We start from the raw sequence: 14,401 nt of genomic DNA, 5'->3' as shown, positions 1-14,401 counted from the left end.
GGGGCGGGCAGGCCGGCGGGGTTCGGGTCGTCGGGAAGCGCGACCAGGCTGAGCCCGCCGTGCGCGGCGGCCTCGGCGAGGCCGGCCAGCGGCACGGCCAGGGCGGCCGACCGCAGGGGGTCGGGGAGCGGGCAGACGCCGGTGGCGAACCGGCGTTGGAACGGCGCCCAGCCGCGCCCGGCGAGGGCGGCCGGCACGCCGAGCCGACGCCAGAACTCCCGCCAGGCGTCCGGGTTGAGCGTCTCGATCTCGACGGGGACGCCGTCCGCCGAGACCAACGTCGCGGTGCCCGGCGGGTGTTCCTCGGCCGGCCCTTCGGGGGCGGTGGCGGCCGCCAGGTACTGGGTGAGGGAGAGCAGCGCGGCCTGGGCGACGGAGGTGGTGACCCGGCGCAGCGCCAGGCCGCGCCGGCGGGCCAGCAGCGCGGCGCAGACGCCCTGGGCGGTGAGCACGCCGGCGACCGTGGCGGCGTACTCCACCGCGAGGGGGCGCGGGGCGCCGGCGGCGCGCCCGTGCACATGGGCGATGCCGCAACCGGCCTGCACGGTGCGCTCGTCCACCAGCGGCAGGTCGACGGGCCCGGCCCAGTCGGTGACGCCGGCCACCTCGCGGAGCGCCTCCGGCGGCAGCGCGCGCAACAGGCGCGCGGCGACAACGCGATGCGCCGGCGCGCGGTCCCCCGACGCGCCGGGCGCGCGGCCCCCCGCCTCCTCGGTCGTGACCCGCACGGTCAACCTCCCGCTCGCTTCCGGCCCTTGACGTTCACGCGCCCCATCGTGGGCGCGCACGCCCCGAGTTGGGGCGGCAACGGCGACGGATACACCCCGAAGGGTGAGCCCCTCGCTCAGGCGATCGAGCCGCCGGGCGCCCGCGCCCTCGCGCGCCGGCGCGGGCGCGCCCCCGCGCCCCCCGTCAACCGAGCCGTCGGCGAGCATGGCGTAGCCGAGCCGCCGGGTGGAGACGGCCACGGCCCTCTTCGCTGACGCGAAGAGGGCCGTGGGGCCGAGCCGTTGGGCCGTCGGGCCGTCAGCGGGGAGCCTTCGGCGGGACGGTTCAGCGGGGGTTCAGCAGGAGAGGTTGCCGCCGGGGTCGACGCCGAGGATCGCGGTGAACCGCAGATAGGTGTCGATCCGGCTCTGCACCTGCCCGGGGTTGCCGCCGTCGCACTCCAGCGAGCCGTTGATGGCGCGGATCGTCTCGCCGAAGCCGACCTCGTTGACGATGGCGTCGTGCGGGGTCATGGTCCCGGGCCCGGACTGGGTGTTCCAGTACCAGAGCGCGGTGCGCCAGGCGACGGCCGGGTCCTGCTCCACCAGCCAGGGGTTGCCCAGCAGGTCGATGCCGAGCGCGTCGCCGGCGGCCTTGTAGTTGAAGTTCCAGCTCAGCTGGATGGGGCCTCGGCCGTAGTAGGCGGCCTGCCCGGCCGGGCAGCCGTAGGGCTGGCTCCAGTCGCAGTAGTGCGGGTAGTTGTCCTGGTTCTGCTCCACCACATGCACCAGGCCGCCGGTCTCGTGGCTGGCGTTGGCGAGGAACGCGGCGGCCTCCCGGCGGGCGATGGTGTCGCCGCCGGCGTTGGCGAAGTCGGGGTAGGAGCTGAGGGCGGCGGTGAGGCCCTGGTACGTGTAGAACGGGTTCCGGTTCGGGAACATCTCGTTGAACTGGCCCTCGGAGACGGGGAACGCGCTGGGCGCGACGTCTCCCGTGGCCGTGGGCGCGGCGGGGGCGGTGGGCGCCGTGGCGGACGCCGGGAGCGCGGTGAGCAGCCCGGCCAGGAGCGTGGCGACGGCCAGCGGGCCGGCGACGCGCAGCGCGCGCCACCCCCTTCCAAACATGGCCATGTCAATCCTTTCGGACGAGCGGTCGGGATTCCGGTACGGGTCTCGCGGGGGAACCTGGGGTGATTGAAGAAGCCGACGGAGGGGGGTGTCAAGGGTTTGGTCTGTACCAATCGGTCTGTACCAATACCCGGCGCCCGCGCGGGAGTTCAGACCTTGGGAATCAGCCCCAGCAGCAGCCCCGAGAGCAGCACGGCGTAGGTCAGCAGGGTCACCGAGACCACCGAGACGCCCGTGGCCAGCCGGGGTTGACGCAGCAGCTGGTAGGCGATCAGCCCGGGGACCACGAAGCCGAGCGTCTCGTTGGAGTACAGCATCGGGAACTCCTCGCGCAGCAGCAGGAAGAGCGTCGCCTGGAGCACCACCCCGAAGAGGACCACCGCCGCGAAGAGTCGTTTGCCATAGAGAATGACCACGCCCTGGAGCAGCCGGCTGCCGGCATAGGTCGCGCCGGAGGCGGCCACCACCATGGCGGTCTGCCTCGGGTCCTCGAAGAGGGTGATGGCCAGCCAGCCCGGGGTGATCATGCCGCCGGGCGAGAGGTTGGTGGTCAGATAGCAGACCAGGGAGAAGAGGAGGCCCAGGCCGATGCCGAGGGCCGCCGCGTCGGGCGGCAGGCTGCTGAGGCTCACCGCGCCGCCTCCTGGCGGGCGGGCCGGGCCGCCTCCGCGTCGGCCGGCGACGCGGGGAGCGCCGCCAGCCGTTCCAGCAGCGCCTCGCCCTGGCCGTGAATGTTCCCGACCGCGACCAGCGAAGCCTCGGGCGGAAGGTGGGAGAGCAGCAGGGACGTCAGCTCGTCCGGCGGCCTGCGCTCGCCGCCGAGGTCCGTGACCCGCTCCCGCCAGGGCGCCGGGATGTGGTCGGCCGCGCTCCGCGTGGGGTGGCCGATCAGAAGGACGCCCTCCGGGTCCAACGCGCGCACCACCTCGCCCATCTGGCCGTTGCGCTCGATCCGGTCGGGGCGGCAGTTGACCACCACGTGCAGCGGCCGGCCGATCGCGCCCTCCGCCAGCAGCCGCCGCACGTTGGCGACCGTGGACTCGGGGTCGTTCGCGGCGAAAACGTTCGCGAAGCGCAACAAGCCGCCGGCGGGGGTGCGGTAGCGCTCCACGGAGAGCACGCCCGGGTCCGGCGGCGCCGCGTACATGCCCTTCAGCGCGATCTCCCGGCTGACGCCGGCCAGCCGGGCCACCTCAAGCGCGATGGCGACGTTCTCCTTGAAGGTGAACCAGGTGAACCCGCGCAGCTCCTCGTCGGTCACCGACTCCGGGTCGGCGTACAGGAGTTGGCAGTCCCTCGCCCTGGCCTCGGCGAGCAGCACGTCGAAGCGTTCCCGCTCGGCGGTGACGCAGATCCCGCCCACCGGCATCGAGCGGGCCAGCGAGCGCGCCACGTCGTCCAGCGTCGGGCCCATCTCCTCCAGGTGGTCCTCCCTGACGTTGCAGATCACGCCGACCGAGGAGCGGATCAGCTTGCTCTGGTTGACCTCCTGGAGCGCCGGCTGGACCGCCATGCACTCGATCACCAGCGCGTCGGGGCGGTAGCCGGCCGCGCGGCGGACGATGCCGAGCTGCTCGCCGACGTTGGCGATGCCGAACTTGCGGTGCACCGGCTCCTCGGTGGCGTCGGGATGGATGAACCGGGCGGCGGTTCCGGTGGTCTTGGCCACGGTGACCAGCCCGCCGCCGCGCAGCGCGCCGGCACACAGCCGGGTGATGGAGGACTTGCCACGGATGCCATTGACCAGGACGCGCAGCGGTATCTGGCGCAGGTTCGCCTCGTGGCGGCGCTGTTCGACGACGCCCCCGATCAGGAGGAGCAGGCAGCACGAGGTCAGGACGGAGTAGAGGTAGAGCACGACGGGATTCCTTCCACCGGTGCGGGCGGTGACGGGAAGTGCTGTGATCGGCCCGGGAGTTGGTGCGGTCAACCCGGGAGTTGGTGACGGACGCGCTCCAGGGCGCGGGTGACGGTGCCCACCTCGTCGTGGTGCACCGGGTAGAGCGGGGTGGTGCGGTCGCCGTCGGCCAGGGCCTCGGCCCGGGCGGCCAGGGCGCGCAGCGGGCGGACGACCACGATGTGCAGCCAGCCCAGGCAGCCGACGGAGGCGGTGAGCGCCAACAGGCCGGCGAAGACGGTGCGGTGCTCGACCTGGTTGGCGGGCAGGTCCAGCCAGGAGGTGGACTGGCGGACCACCAGGTGCCAGCCGTCGAGCGCCGCCGCCTCCCCCTCGGGCGACAGCCGGGTGACGGTGATCATCGCCGGCTCCCCGGCGCGGCTGACCTGCCCGGTGATGCCGGCCTCGACCGCGTCGTCGAGCCGGGCCTCCGGCAGCCGTTCCGGGATCGGGGTGTCCTCGCCGGTGGCCATGACGGTGCCCGAACGGTCGGTCAGCCAGACCTCGCCGAGCCCGGGCCGCGCCAACACCTGGTCGAGATGCCCGTGGGAGAACTCGCCGACCAGCGTCAACTCCCCGCCGCCTGCCGGCACTCGGGCCGCGACCAGCGGCTGGTCGGTGCGCAGGGCGACGATCCCGGCCGTGCCGAACGGGCCGCCACCCAACGCCCGTGCCTCGACGGGCATCGAGGGCGCGTCGCCCACGCCGGCCAGCGGAGCGCCGGAGCCGTCCACCAGATAGAGCGCGCGGTAGCGGGCGTGCGCCTCCAGGGCGTCGGCCAACACCGCGTCGTGGCCGACGGGTTGGAGCCCCTCCAGGCGGGCGGCGACCGACCGCAGGTCGGAGTGGCCCTCGCGCAGCCCCCGGGCGACCCGCTCGGCGGCGAACGCGCCGCGCTGCTCCTGGTCGACGAGGAGCCGCTCGGGCAGCGCGGCGGCGTCGGCCCGGTGGACCACGAGGAGCGCGGCGGCCGACCAGGCCACCAGCGGCACCAGGCAGAGCAGCACGACCGTGCGGACGCCGAGGCCGGGGCGGCGGCGCCGGACCGGCTCGGGCGGCGCGTGCGGCTCGGCGTGGGCCAGCTGCCGGCGCAGCGACTCCAGGGCGCGCCCGATCCTGGCCGGCTCGCCGAAGCGCGGCACACGCACCGGCTCCCGGGTGTCGCCGCCGGCCAACCGCGTGGCGGCCACGCCGAGTTGGGCGACCGGACGGGTCAGGGAACGGCGGAGCAGCCAGCCGGCGGGCAGCGCGATCAGCAGCAGCGCGCCGGCCAGCAGGGCGGCCGAAGCCCGGTGGCCCGGCGCGGCAGGGCCAGGGACGGGGGCTTGGACGTCCGTGACGACGGTCAGGCCGAGCCCGGCCGCGTCGGCGCCGGAACGGTCGTCGGGCGCGCGGCCGGCGAGGGTCGCGTAGCCGGCGACGGTGACCAGCCCGTCGCGGGGCTCGCCGACCAGGCTGCCGCCGGCGCCGCCGTCCGCCACGGCCGCCGAGGCCAGCTCGGCGGCCTCAGCCGAGCCGGGGTCGCGGCCGGTGGCGGCCACCACCCGGCCGGTCTGGTCGACGAGTTGGACGCGGCGGTCGGCCTCGGGGCCGACGGCGGGCGCGGCGACCGGGGAGAGCGCGGCCAGCAGCCCAGGCCGTTCGGGCGTGCCGACGTGGGCCAGCGCCAACAGCCGGATCTCGCCGTTCCGCGCGCGCACCAGGCGCGGCGGGATCTCGCCGCCCGCCGGGCCCTCGGGCGGTTCGAACGCGGGCAGCGGCTCGCCGTGCGCGACGGCGGGGCGGCCGGAACTGGCCTCGTCCGGCGAGGCGTAGTGGGCGAGCCCGAGCCAGCCCCGGTGGCCGGGCGCGAGCGCGGCGAGGGCGTCGGCCGTGGGCGGCGGCTCGCCGAGGGTGGCGGCGACCCGCCGCAGGTCGGCGACCGACTCGTCGAGGGTGGCGCGGGTGGCGGCCGCCGCGTCCTGGGCCACGCCGTGCTGCGCCTCGCGCTCGGCGCCGGTGACGGGGCCTTCGGGGGAGGCGGGGACGAGCAGCGCGGTGTGGGCGGCGACCACGACCAGCAGCGCGAGCAGCACCAGCAGCGGTGGCCGAAAACCGCCCAGCAGCGGCATGTCGGCGCGCCAGGCGGCGCGGTGGGGACGGTGCTCCGGGCGGCGCGGGGATAACGGCGCGCGCGTTTCGGCGGGCACCGTGGTGGGGGGATTCACGGTGTGGAGGTCCTCTTCGGTGACAGCCGCAGGTGTGGGGGAAGAAGCGGCGACTCTGTTGTCCCAGAAATTGATGAAAAACTCTGGATAGAAGCGTCGAGAAACTGTGCAGGTCTGGTTCGTACCTGCGGCCCCGGTTATGCGGAGCGGGCGCAGCGCACCGAGGCGGATAAACCGTCCCCGGAGGTCCGTTACCCAACTCCTGTACCGGTACGGCGCTACGGGCCGGTCCCGATCCGCGTCCCGGACCGGAATTCGACATGTCGCGGGCGGCGACCGGCGATAGGCTTTGACCTTTCACCCGCCGGGCCGCGGATCGCCAACTCGCCGGTAGGGTCTCGGGGCGGCCGGGAAAGCGCTTGATATCCCGTTCTCTCGCATTGGGGCATTCGGGCTTTCGGGCATTGGCGGGAAGAACTCTCCACACTCTTCCGACATTCCGGCGGCAACCTTCCGGCGGGCGGCGGTCGGGGCCTTGGCCGCCGCCCGCCGGAGGGGTCCTGGCGCGGGTTTCAGAGCCGGAGGATGACCAGCGCGGTGTCGTCCTCGGTGCCCTGGGGCGGCAGCAGCTCGACCAGCAGGGAGTCGGCGAGCGCCTCGGCGGGCTTGGTGCGGTGGCGCTCCAGCGAGGTCGCCAGCCGGGCCAGCCCCTGGTCGATGTCCTCGTCGCGCCGCTCGATCAGGCCGTCGGTGTAGAGCACCAGCACGTCGCCCGACGCGAAGGGAACGGACGCCTCGGCCGGCTCCGCGTGCGTCGGGAGCACGGCCAGCGGCGGGCTGGTGGCCTCGTCGAGGAAGTCCACCCGGCCGGTGCCGCGCGCCAGTGCCGGCGGCAGGTGGCCCGCGCTGGAGTAGACCAGGACGTGGGCCTCCCAGTCGACGAACAGCTTGACCACCGTGGCGGTCTGGGCTCCCGGCACCGAGCGGGCGTAGAGGTCGAGGATGCTCAGGGCCTGCTTCGGGCTCTCCGAGACCCGGGCCACCGCGCTCAGCGCGCTGCGCAGCTGGCCCATCACGCCGGCCGCCTCCAGGCCGTGGCCGACGACGTCGCCCACGGCGAGGGTGATCCGGTCCCCGTCCAGGTCGATGATGTCGTACCAGTCGCCGCAGACGTTCATCGTGGCGCTGGCCGGCCGGTAGCGCACCGCCGCGTCGCGCGGCACCCTCAGGTCGGGCTCGGGAAGCATCGAACGTTGCAGGCTCAGGCCGACCTGGCGCTCCCTGGCGTGCGCCTCCCGGAGTCGCTCGTTGGCGCTCTGCAACTCCCCGGCCCTGGTGAGGAGATCGGACTCCAGGCGGCGGGCGCGGTCCTCGGCCTCCGGGGCGAGGGGCTCTCCCCTGGCCTTGACCAGCTCGGTGACCTCCTCGACCCGGTGCAGGATCAGCCGCACCCGGCCGTCCTCGTCCGGGACGGGGGCGTTGACGATGCTCCAGTACCGCTCGGTGAACTCGCCCGGCTTCTCGGCCGACTCCACGTCGTAGCGCTGGATGGCCATCGGGTCCCGTTCCCCGCTGGCCGCGACCCGCTCCAGCGAGTGCCTCAGGTTGCGGGTGCCGCTGGCCTGCTCGTCCTCCGGGTTGTCGGGGAACACCTCCCAGAAGTGGCGGCCCAGCAGGTCCTCCCACTGCCGCCCGGCGACCTTGAGATAGGCCGCGTTGGCCTCCACGTAGCGCAGTTCGGGAGTCAGGAGGGCGACCGCCGAGGGGTACGCCCGATAGACCGCCGCGTAGTCGATCGTCGACTCCGTCATCTGGTCCACACCTCCCGTCCCGTGGGACCCGGTTTCCGTGGCGCCACCCTAGGGCGAGGGCGGTCGGCCGGCCGACCGCGCCGGTCCCGATCGCGGGCAGGTCACACGGACGGAGTCGGGGCGGGCGCCCGGGTGGAGTGTGACTCAGATCACATCGCGGGGCCGCGCGCTTTCCTCCGTCCAGGTAGTCATAAGGGGTGAGCGGATGAGGGACAACGCGGACGAAAGGCGTGACCATGACCAACGCACCCAAGGGCCCGGCCAGTTACTTCCCGAGCATCGAGAAGACCTACGGACAGCCGATAGCGCACTGGCAGGAGCTGATCAGCGCCTCGCCGCTGACCCGGCACGGGGAGTTGGTCTCCTGGCTGAAGACGGAGCACGGCCTGGGCCACGGCCACGCCAACGCGCTGGTCGCCCACGCCCGCGCGGAGGGGCGGAAGTAGCGCCATGGTGCCTGCGGCCTTCCACGTCCGGCGGCGGTTCGCGGCGGCCGGCCGGGGACTTCGGCGGCTCATCGGTTCCCGTCCGGCCCGCCGCTGGTGGCGGGCCGGACGGGATCACGGGGTCACCCCTCGCGGGGCGTCAGCCCTGCGGGATGGCGTTGAGCGTGTACCATGCCTCGGTGCTCCACAGCGTCTCGCCGTCGGCGGAGCTGAAGGGGCGCGGGGACTGGACGTGGACGACCCGGTCGGGCTGGAGCCCGTCGATGACCAGCGTCACCTCCGTGCCGTCCTCCGAGAGTTCGGCCGAGGTGACCTGGAGGGTCTCCTGGTCCAGCTTGGGCCCGCCGTAGTCGGACGTCGGCTCGTAGCGCCACTGCTCGACCTGGTAGGCCCCGGCCAGCGCGTCGGCCGTCTCCTGGGAGAGCGGCTCGGTGTAGCTGAGCACGAAGCCGTTGGACGTGGCGCGCATCTCGTGGATGTCGAAGACGCTGTTCCCATTGGGCGTCAGCTTCTGGAGTCCGTAGTTGAGCTTGCCCTCCTGGCCCCAGTTGCCGCCGGCGCCCAGGCCACCGATGTACAGGGCGCCGTCCGGACCCAGGCTGACCCGGGTGACGCCGACCTCAAGGCCCTGGGTGTGCCGGAAGAGCGCGCCCTGGTAGGCGCCGTCGACCTGCTCCAGATAGGCCCGCTGGAGGCCGCCGTAGGTGACGTCGGCGATCAGCATCTGGCCGGCGTACGGGCCCTCGTTCAGCGTGAGCGGGGTGCTGGGCGAGTTGCCTATCTCGTTCTGCGGCATCCAGAGCACCGGCTTGGTGACCTCGTTCTCGTCGAACGGGCCGGGCGGGTTCATGTAGTGGTTGAAGAAGCGGTCCTGCTCGATGTGGAGCAGCTTCGACGAGGGCAGCCAGCCGCCCTGGTTGTCGGTGACGAAGATCTCGCCCTCCGGGCCCCAGCCGATGCCGTGCGGGGTGCGCAGGCCGCCGGCGATGTACTCGACCTCGCCGGTCTCCTGGCTGACCCTGATCGTGGTGCCCCGGTTGGGCGCGGGCTGCGGGTCGGTGGTGTTGCCGCCGAGGTCGATGGCGACCGACAGGTTGAGGTAGAAGTAGCCGTCCTCATAGAGCAGTCCGAAGGCGAACTCGTGGAAGTTGCCGCCGTAGGGCCACTCGGCCACCGTCTCGTGGCTGTCGGCGACCTCGTCCCCGTTGTCGTCCACCAGCCTGGTGAGCTGGTGCTTCTCGGAGACATAGAGGGAGCCGTCCACCCACTTGATGCCCATGGGCTCGTTGAGGCCCTCGGCGATCTTGGTGTAGGTGACCTGGTCGGGCGAGGTGGTGCCGGTGACGTTGTCCAGGATGTACGCCTCGCCGGCGACGTTGTCGGTGCCACCCCAGGTGGTGATGGCGAGCCGGTCGTCCGGCAGCCAGTCCATGGCGGAGACCTGGGGCTCGAAGCCCTCGGGTCGCAGGTCGGTCAGGTCGTAGCCGGGGAAGACGGAGTCCAACGGCAGCCCGTCGCCCGGAGAGTCGAGGCCGCCCTCGCACTCCTTCTGTCCGGGCGCGGTGACGCGCACGACGTCCGCGTCGGTGGACAGCACCTCGTTGGGCACGGTGGTGAAGCCCTCGGCGCCCGGTGGCTGCCACTGGAGCGTGAGCTGTTGCTCGGCGGCGTGGTCGAAGTAGTCGATGTGCAGGGCGTGATAGCCGGAGGTGAGGTGGACGCTGCCGTCCTTGGGCTCGGCCGAGTGCAGGCCGTCGTGGTCGATGACCAGCTGGTCGTCGATCAGCAGTCGGGAGCCGTCGTCGCTGATGAGGCGGAAGTTGTAGTCCCCCTCCTCGGGAATGCTGATGTTGGCGATGACCTGGGAGAGGAAGAAGTCGTCCAGCCCGAAGTCATCGGTGGACTGCCAGTCGATGACCGGCATCAGCTTGTCCACGTTGGGGGTCTGACCCGACTTCAGGGTGCAGATCTCCTCCAGCGGTAGCCCCACATCGAAGCTGCGCAGGGTGACCCCCGGCTCCTGTGGCGGGACGTCCGCCGCGATGCTCGGCGCCGCGAGACCGCCGAGCAGAAGCGCGGGGAGCAGCACGCCCACCGCGCGTCTGCGCCTGCTCCGTACCTTCCGTCGATTCACTTGTCCTCCTGCCGTGACGGGTGCTGTGGGGAGGTCACGAGCGCTGTCATGTACTCGCGACTAACCCATCTCGCGGGCAAGGTAGGGACTTTGATCGGTCCTGTCCATAACTTTCGCCTCTCCGAGGACAACTTCGTCCGTTTCCGGGAAAGACGGGGGTGTGCGGGCACGCAGGCGTTCGGGGCGGGCACGGGGTGCCCGGGGCGGGCACGGGGTGGGGCGGGCGTCGATATCGTTTCCTCAGCCGCGTTCAGGGAGTTTCGCCATGGCCGACCATCTCGTCGTCACCACCACCCTCGACAGCCGCGAGGCCGCCGAGGCCATCGGCCGGGCGGCCGTGGCCGCGCGGCTCGCCGCCTGCGCCCAGGTGGACGGGCCGATCACCAGCGTCTACCGGTGGCAGGGCGAGGTCACCTCGGATCAGGAGTGGCGGCTGGTCCTCAAGACCACGGCCGCCCGCTATCCGGAACTCGAAGCCCTGGTCAGGGAGTCGCACGGCTATGAGGTGCCGCAGATCGTGGCCACCGAGATCGCCCGTGGCGGCGCGGACTATCTACGGTGGCTGGAGACGGAGACCACCGACGGCTGACGGCCGGCCGCCGCTCCCGGCCTCACCCGTTCCCGTTCCGTTTCGGTTGGGAAGGTGCACACCGTCGCCGGCCTGGCCGTGCGGGTCACCGCCGCCTCAGAGCAACAAGAGCTGGTGGAGCGCCTGTTGGCGCGGATGGCCGAGATACCGGCCGAGGAGCTGACGGCTGGGCGCGGGGTGCGGTACGGCGGGGCGCGGTTCCGGCTGGACTCCGCGGGCGCGCGCCGGCCCGAGGTGGGCGCTCCGCACGCCGGATGCGACCGGCGCGCGGTGGGCGAGGAGCGCTGGGAGGCCAGGCTTGGCACCACCCTTCGGCTACCGCAAGCCCGGGAACGATGCCTCGCCCTGGCCCTCCACCACGACGAACTCCCCGGCCGGCACCGGACTTCACCGAGACCGTGCGCATCGAGCCGGGCGCGGAACGGGCGGCTGCCGTGGTGCTGGAGCGGCGCGCGCCCGGCCCCGGCGACTCCGGCTGGCTGCTGAGGCGAGGGACCGCCGAAGGCGACGCGGAGGATGGCGCGGCCGGGAGCGCCGACCCGCTCCCGGAGGCGGCATGGCCCACGTGCCCGGTGGCGGAGCTGTGGCGCACGCGCCCCGGCGCGCTGGCCATGCTCGCGCTCCCCGTGGGCTTCCGCGTCACATGGGACGTCGACGACGTCGACGCCATCGTCGCGCCCGACGGCTCGGCACGGGCCGGGGCTCACCTCCCGCTGCGCGAGGGCGGCCTGCTGTCGACGGCCGCGTCGGGCGGCGCCTCGTCGAGCGGCTTGTAGAAGAAGGCGCAGTCCCGCAGCACCCCGCCGGACTCGGCGGCGTACTCCGGCACCGTGCCGTAGTGGGACCAGCCGGTGGCCCGGTAGAGCCGTTCGGCCGGGGTGCCGGCCTCGGTGTCCAGGAGCAACAGCCGCAACCCGGCCGCCCGCGCGGCCCGTTCGGCCGTGGCGAGCAGGGCGCGGCCCAGGCCCCTGCCCTGGGCGTCGGGCCGCACCATCAGCTTCACCACCTCGGCCCGGTGCCGGCCGGCGGGCATGGGCGCTCGGGAGAGCCCGACGGTGCCGAGCACCGTTCCGCCCTCGGCCGCCACCCAGACGGTCAGCTCCCCCTCGGCGACGGCGGCCCGCCGGCCGCGCCACCACCGCTCGGCGGCCGCCGGTTCCAGCGGGCGCAGAAAGCCGAGCGAGACGCTGCCGGCGACCAACTCCACCAGCAACCGCGCCAGTTCGGGCACGACCTCGTCGAAGTCCGCCACGCCCAGCCGGCGGATGGCCACCCCGGCCACCCCGTGCGCGCCGGATGCCCCGTGCGCCCCGTGCGCGCTCTGCGCGCCGCTCGCGATGCTCACACGGTGGGCGGTCATGGCAGCACCACCACCAGCGCGTAGCGCACGGGTTCGGGCCCGGGGCAGCGGAAGCGGGACGTGCCCCAGAGCCGGAAGCGCAGGCAGGCGCCGGCGGCCACCCGGTGCTCGCGCCCGTTGACGGCGATCTCCAGCGCGCCCTCGCGCACCCAGATGTGCTGCTCGACGCCGGGCACCGGCGGCCCGTCGTAGGCGATGTCGGCGCCCGGGGCCAGTTCGACCTCGACCAGCTCGGCCCGCAGCCCCGGGTGCGGCGGGGAGACCGAGCGGCGGACCAGGCCGGCCTCCTCGTCGCGCCAGACCAACTGCCGTTCGACGTCGACCAGTTCGGGCGGCTCGGCCTCGACCTCGGCGAGCAGCCGGGACATGGTCCGCTCGTAGGCCGCGCAGAGCCGGTTCAGCAGGGTGGCCGTGGGGCTGATCTCGGCCCGCTCCAGCCGGGAGAGGGTCGACCGGCTGACGCCCGTGCGGCGCGCCAACTCCTCCAGCGACCAGCCCCGTTCGACCCGCAACGCGGCCAGCCGGCCGGCCAGCCTGGCGTCCATCTCCCGCTCGGCGACGTCTCCCACGCCCTCGTTTCCCATATTCGGGATGCTATCCCATATTCGGGAGCCGCCCGCCACGAGGGTCCGTGCCGGGTCAGGGCAGGGTCAGCACCCGGGGGCCGTCGTTGGTGATCGCGACCGTGTGCTCGACGTGCGCTCCCCGGCTGCCGTCCACGGTGCGCAGCGTCCAGCCGTCGTCGTCCACGCGGTAGGCGTTCCGGCCGCCGGCCATCAGCATCGGCTCGATGGCCAGGGTCAGGCCGTGGCGCAGCGGATAACCCCGGCCGGGGCGGCCCCGGTTGGGCACGGACGGGTCCTCGTGCATCAGCCGCCCGATGCCATGCCCGCCGAAGTCGGTCGGCATCCCCGCCCCCACGGAGGCGGCCACCGCGCCGACGGCGTGGCCGATGTCGCCGAGCCGGTTCCCGGGGACGGCCGCCGCGATGCCGGCGGCCAGGGCCCGCTCGGCCGCCGCCACCAGCGCGAGGTCGGCCGCGCGGGGCGTGCCGACGGCGAAGGTGATCGCCGCGTCGCCGGTCCAGCCGGCCAACTCGGCGCCGCAGTCGACGCCGAGCAGGTCGCCGTCCCGCAGACGGTAGTCGGTGGGGATGCCGTGGACGAGGGCGTCGTTGACGGAGGCGCAGATGACGCCGGGGAACGGCACCGGCGCGAAGGAGGGTTGGTAGCCCAGGAAGGGGGAGCGCGCGCCGGCGCGCTTCAGCACGCGCGCCGCCACCTCGTCCAACTCCCGCAGCGAGACGCCCACCTCCGCCGCCTCCCGCACGGCCGCCAGCGCGCGCCCGACCACCCGCCCGGCCTCGCGCATCGCCTCCAGCGCCGCATCGCTCTTGATCTCCACCATGGGTCCCACCCGTTCGCCTCGCGCCAATTCTTATACCGGTATTTGTATCACGGTCGCGGGCGGGTGTGGGTCGCGGGGGGCTACCATCGCGACATGGTGCGGACTCCCCTGACCCCCTGGGAACGGCAGCGCGGCGAACGGCTCGGCGCGCTGCTGCGCCGGGCGCGCGGCGAGCGCAGCATGGTGGAGATCGCGGCGGCGGCCGGCGTCTCCGCCGAGACGCTGCGCAAGATCGAGACGGGCCGCGCCCCGACCCCGGCGTTCTTCACCATCGCGGCCCTGGCCACGGCGGTTGGCCTCTCCCTGGACCAACTCGCCGCCGAGGCGGCCGACTTCGCCCCCGACGAGGCGGCCTCGCTGGCCGCCGAGGCCACCGCCCGCTCGGCGTAGGCCACGCGCTCGCCGGAGCGAAGGCCGCCATGGATGCGGAGAGGCTCTCCGCCCACCGGCGCCCCTCGCCCTGGGGCGCGACCGGAACACTGGCGGCGCAACGCGAGCGCCGCCTCAAGCGGAGAGCGTCTCCATCGGGCGAGGCCCCTCTCATCAGAGCCAACCCCCGGGCCGCCGACACGGAGAACCTCTCCGACACCCCACCGCCCTCGCCCAAGACGCCGGGCCCCTCACCCACTCACCGCCCCCAAGCGGAGAGGCTCACCGCCGCTCAGCCAGGCGGAGCGCCCTTCCGTTACCCGCACCGCACCGCACCGCACCGCACCGCTGCCCGCGCGAGCGGAGAGCCTCTCCGCCTCGCGCTCAACCGGAGAAACCCTCCGAA

General features: G+C 73.7%; 13 protein-coding genes and 1 pseudogene. 4 read left to right on the top strand and 10 right to left on the bottom strand.

The window, feature by feature from the left end; translation table 11 throughout:
- From EBN88_RS04300 to EBN88_RS04275, 6 genes are all read right to left on the bottom strand, one after another.
- Positions 1-728, bottom strand: a 728-nt coding sequence (locus EBN88_RS04300; protein WP_233580445.1) for a CoA transferase, incomplete at its 3' end; no start/stop codon positions are given.
- Between the two features lie 336 nt (positions 729-1,064).
- Positions 1,065-1,838 carry a chitinase gene (locus tag EBN88_RS04295; protein ID WP_407703372.1) on the bottom strand — a complete coding sequence of 258 codons (774 nt, stop codon included), beginning with the start codon at positions 1,836-1,838 and terminating at the stop codon, positions 1,065-1,067.
- Positions 1,839-1,984: 146 nt separating this feature from the next.
- Entirely contained in the window at positions 1,985-2,467 is a 483-nt protein-coding gene (locus tag EBN88_RS04290; RefSeq protein ID WP_122182434.1) for a poly-gamma-glutamate biosynthesis protein PgsC/CapC, read from the bottom strand.
- Positions 2,464-3,693: a poly-gamma-glutamate synthase PgsB gene (gene pgsB, locus EBN88_RS04285; RefSeq protein ID WP_122182433.1), complete on the bottom strand. Its 1,230-nt coding sequence runs from the start codon at positions 3,691-3,693 to the stop codon at positions 2,464-2,466. Before pgsB ends, EBN88_RS04290 begins: the two co-directional genes overlap by 4 nt.
- Positions 3,694-3,761: 68 nt before the next feature.
- Entirely contained in the window at positions 3,762-5,939 is a 2,178-nt protein-coding gene (locus tag EBN88_RS04280) for a HAMP domain-containing protein (protein ID WP_147472639.1), read from the bottom strand.
- Between the two features lie 512 nt (positions 5,940-6,451).
- The gene (locus tag EBN88_RS04275) at positions 6,452-7,690 is read right to left on the bottom strand and encodes a PP2C family protein-serine/threonine phosphatase (RefSeq protein WP_122182443.1); all 1,239 of its coding nucleotides are present in this window, start codon (positions 7,688-7,690) and stop codon (positions 6,452-6,454) included.
- A 236-nt stretch (positions 7,691-7,926) separates the two neighbouring features.
- Here EBN88_RS04275 and EBN88_RS04270 point away from each other — a divergent pair, with 236 nt between their 5' ends.
- Complete coding sequence (locus EBN88_RS04270) at positions 7,927-8,136, top strand: DUF4287 domain-containing protein (protein WP_122182431.1); 210 nt, start codon at positions 7,927-7,929, stop codon at positions 8,134-8,136.
- A gap of 148 nt (positions 8,137-8,284) precedes the next feature.
- Here EBN88_RS04270 and EBN88_RS04265 read toward each other — a convergent pair.
- Positions 8,285-10,270, bottom strand: a pseudogene (locus EBN88_RS04265) (PA14 domain-containing protein); the annotation flags it as partial.
- 265 nt (positions 10,271-10,535) lie between these two features.
- Between EBN88_RS04265 and cutA the strand changes: the two are divergent.
- Positions 10,536-10,859: a divalent-cation tolerance protein CutA gene (cutA, locus tag EBN88_RS04260; protein ID WP_122182429.1), complete on the top strand. Its 324-nt coding sequence runs from the start codon at positions 10,536-10,538 to the stop codon at positions 10,857-10,859.
- A 398-nt stretch (positions 10,860-11,257) separates the two neighbouring features.
- Complete coding sequence (locus EBN88_RS04255) at positions 11,258-11,635, top strand: hypothetical protein (RefSeq protein ID WP_122182428.1); 378 nt, start codon at positions 11,258-11,260, stop codon at positions 11,633-11,635.
- Here EBN88_RS04255 and EBN88_RS04250 read toward each other — a convergent pair.
- The 3 genes from EBN88_RS04250 to map are packed head-to-tail and all read right to left on the bottom strand — an operon-like array spanning position 11,563 to position 13,626.
- Entirely contained in the window at positions 11,563-12,219 is a 657-nt protein-coding gene (locus EBN88_RS04250) for a GNAT family N-acetyltransferase (protein WP_122182427.1), read from the bottom strand. The genes EBN88_RS04255 and EBN88_RS04250 overlap by 73 nt on opposite strands.
- A complete protein-coding gene (locus tag EBN88_RS04245; RefSeq protein WP_122182426.1) occupies positions 12,216-12,803 on the bottom strand; it encodes a helix-turn-helix domain-containing protein in 588 nt (195 codons plus the stop codon). The genes EBN88_RS04250 and EBN88_RS04245 overlap by 4 nt, the downstream gene beginning before the upstream one ends.
- A 55-nt stretch (positions 12,804-12,858) precedes the next feature.
- The gene (gene map, locus EBN88_RS04240) at positions 12,859-13,626 is read right to left on the bottom strand and encodes a type I methionyl aminopeptidase (RefSeq protein WP_122182425.1); all 768 of its coding nucleotides are present in this window, start codon (positions 13,624-13,626) and stop codon (positions 12,859-12,861) included.
- A 93-nt stretch (positions 13,627-13,719) separates the two neighbouring features.
- On the opposite strand from map, the gene EBN88_RS04235 reads away from it, so the two are divergent.
- Positions 13,720-14,016, top strand: coding sequence for a helix-turn-helix domain-containing protein (locus EBN88_RS04235; protein ID WP_122182442.1), 297 nt, complete (start codon positions 13,720-13,722; stop codon positions 14,014-14,016).
- Positions 14,017-14,401 lie beyond the last annotated feature (385 nt).

It is taken from the genome of Streptomyces triticirhizae (assembly GCF_003696235.1).
Classification (GTDB): Bacteria; Actinomycetota; Actinomycetes; order Streptomycetales; family Streptomycetaceae; genus Streptomyces; species Streptomyces triticirhizae.
Note: the sequence above shows the minus strand (reverse complement) of the source record. Positions and strands in the feature narration are given on the sequence as shown.

What these genes read in the sequence shown, in the direction of transcription:
- EBN88_RS04270 (WP_122182431.1), top strand. Translation starts at nt 7,927, where the DNA reads ATGACCAACGCACCCAAGGGCCCGGCCAGTTACTTCCCGAGCATCGAG.
- map (WP_122182425.1), bottom strand. Translation starts at nt 13,626, where the DNA reads ATGGTGGAGATCAAGAGCGATGCGGCGCTGGAGGCGATGCGCGAGGCC.
- EBN88_RS04250 (WP_122182427.1), bottom strand. Translation starts at nt 12,219, where the DNA reads ATGACCGCCCACCGTGTGAGCATCGCGAGCGGCGCGCAGAGCGCGCAC.
- EBN88_RS04235 (WP_122182442.1), top strand. Translation starts at nt 13,720, where the DNA reads ATGGTGCGGACTCCCCTGACCCCCTGGGAACGGCAGCGCGGCGAACGG.
- cutA (WP_122182429.1), top strand. Translation starts at nt 10,536, where the DNA reads ATGGCCGACCATCTCGTCGTCACCACCACCCTCGACAGCCGCGAGGCC.
- EBN88_RS04245 (WP_122182426.1), bottom strand. Translation starts at nt 12,803, where the DNA reads ATGGGAAACGAGGGCGTGGGAGACGTCGCCGAGCGGGAGATGGACGCC.
- EBN88_RS04295 (WP_407703372.1), bottom strand. Translation starts at nt 1,838, where the DNA reads ATGGCCATGTTTGGAAGGGGGTGGCGCGCGCTGCGCGTCGCCGGCCCG.
- EBN88_RS04275 (WP_122182443.1), bottom strand. Translation starts at nt 7,690, where the DNA reads ATGACGGAGTCGACGATCGACTACGCGGCGGTCTATCGGGCGTACCCC.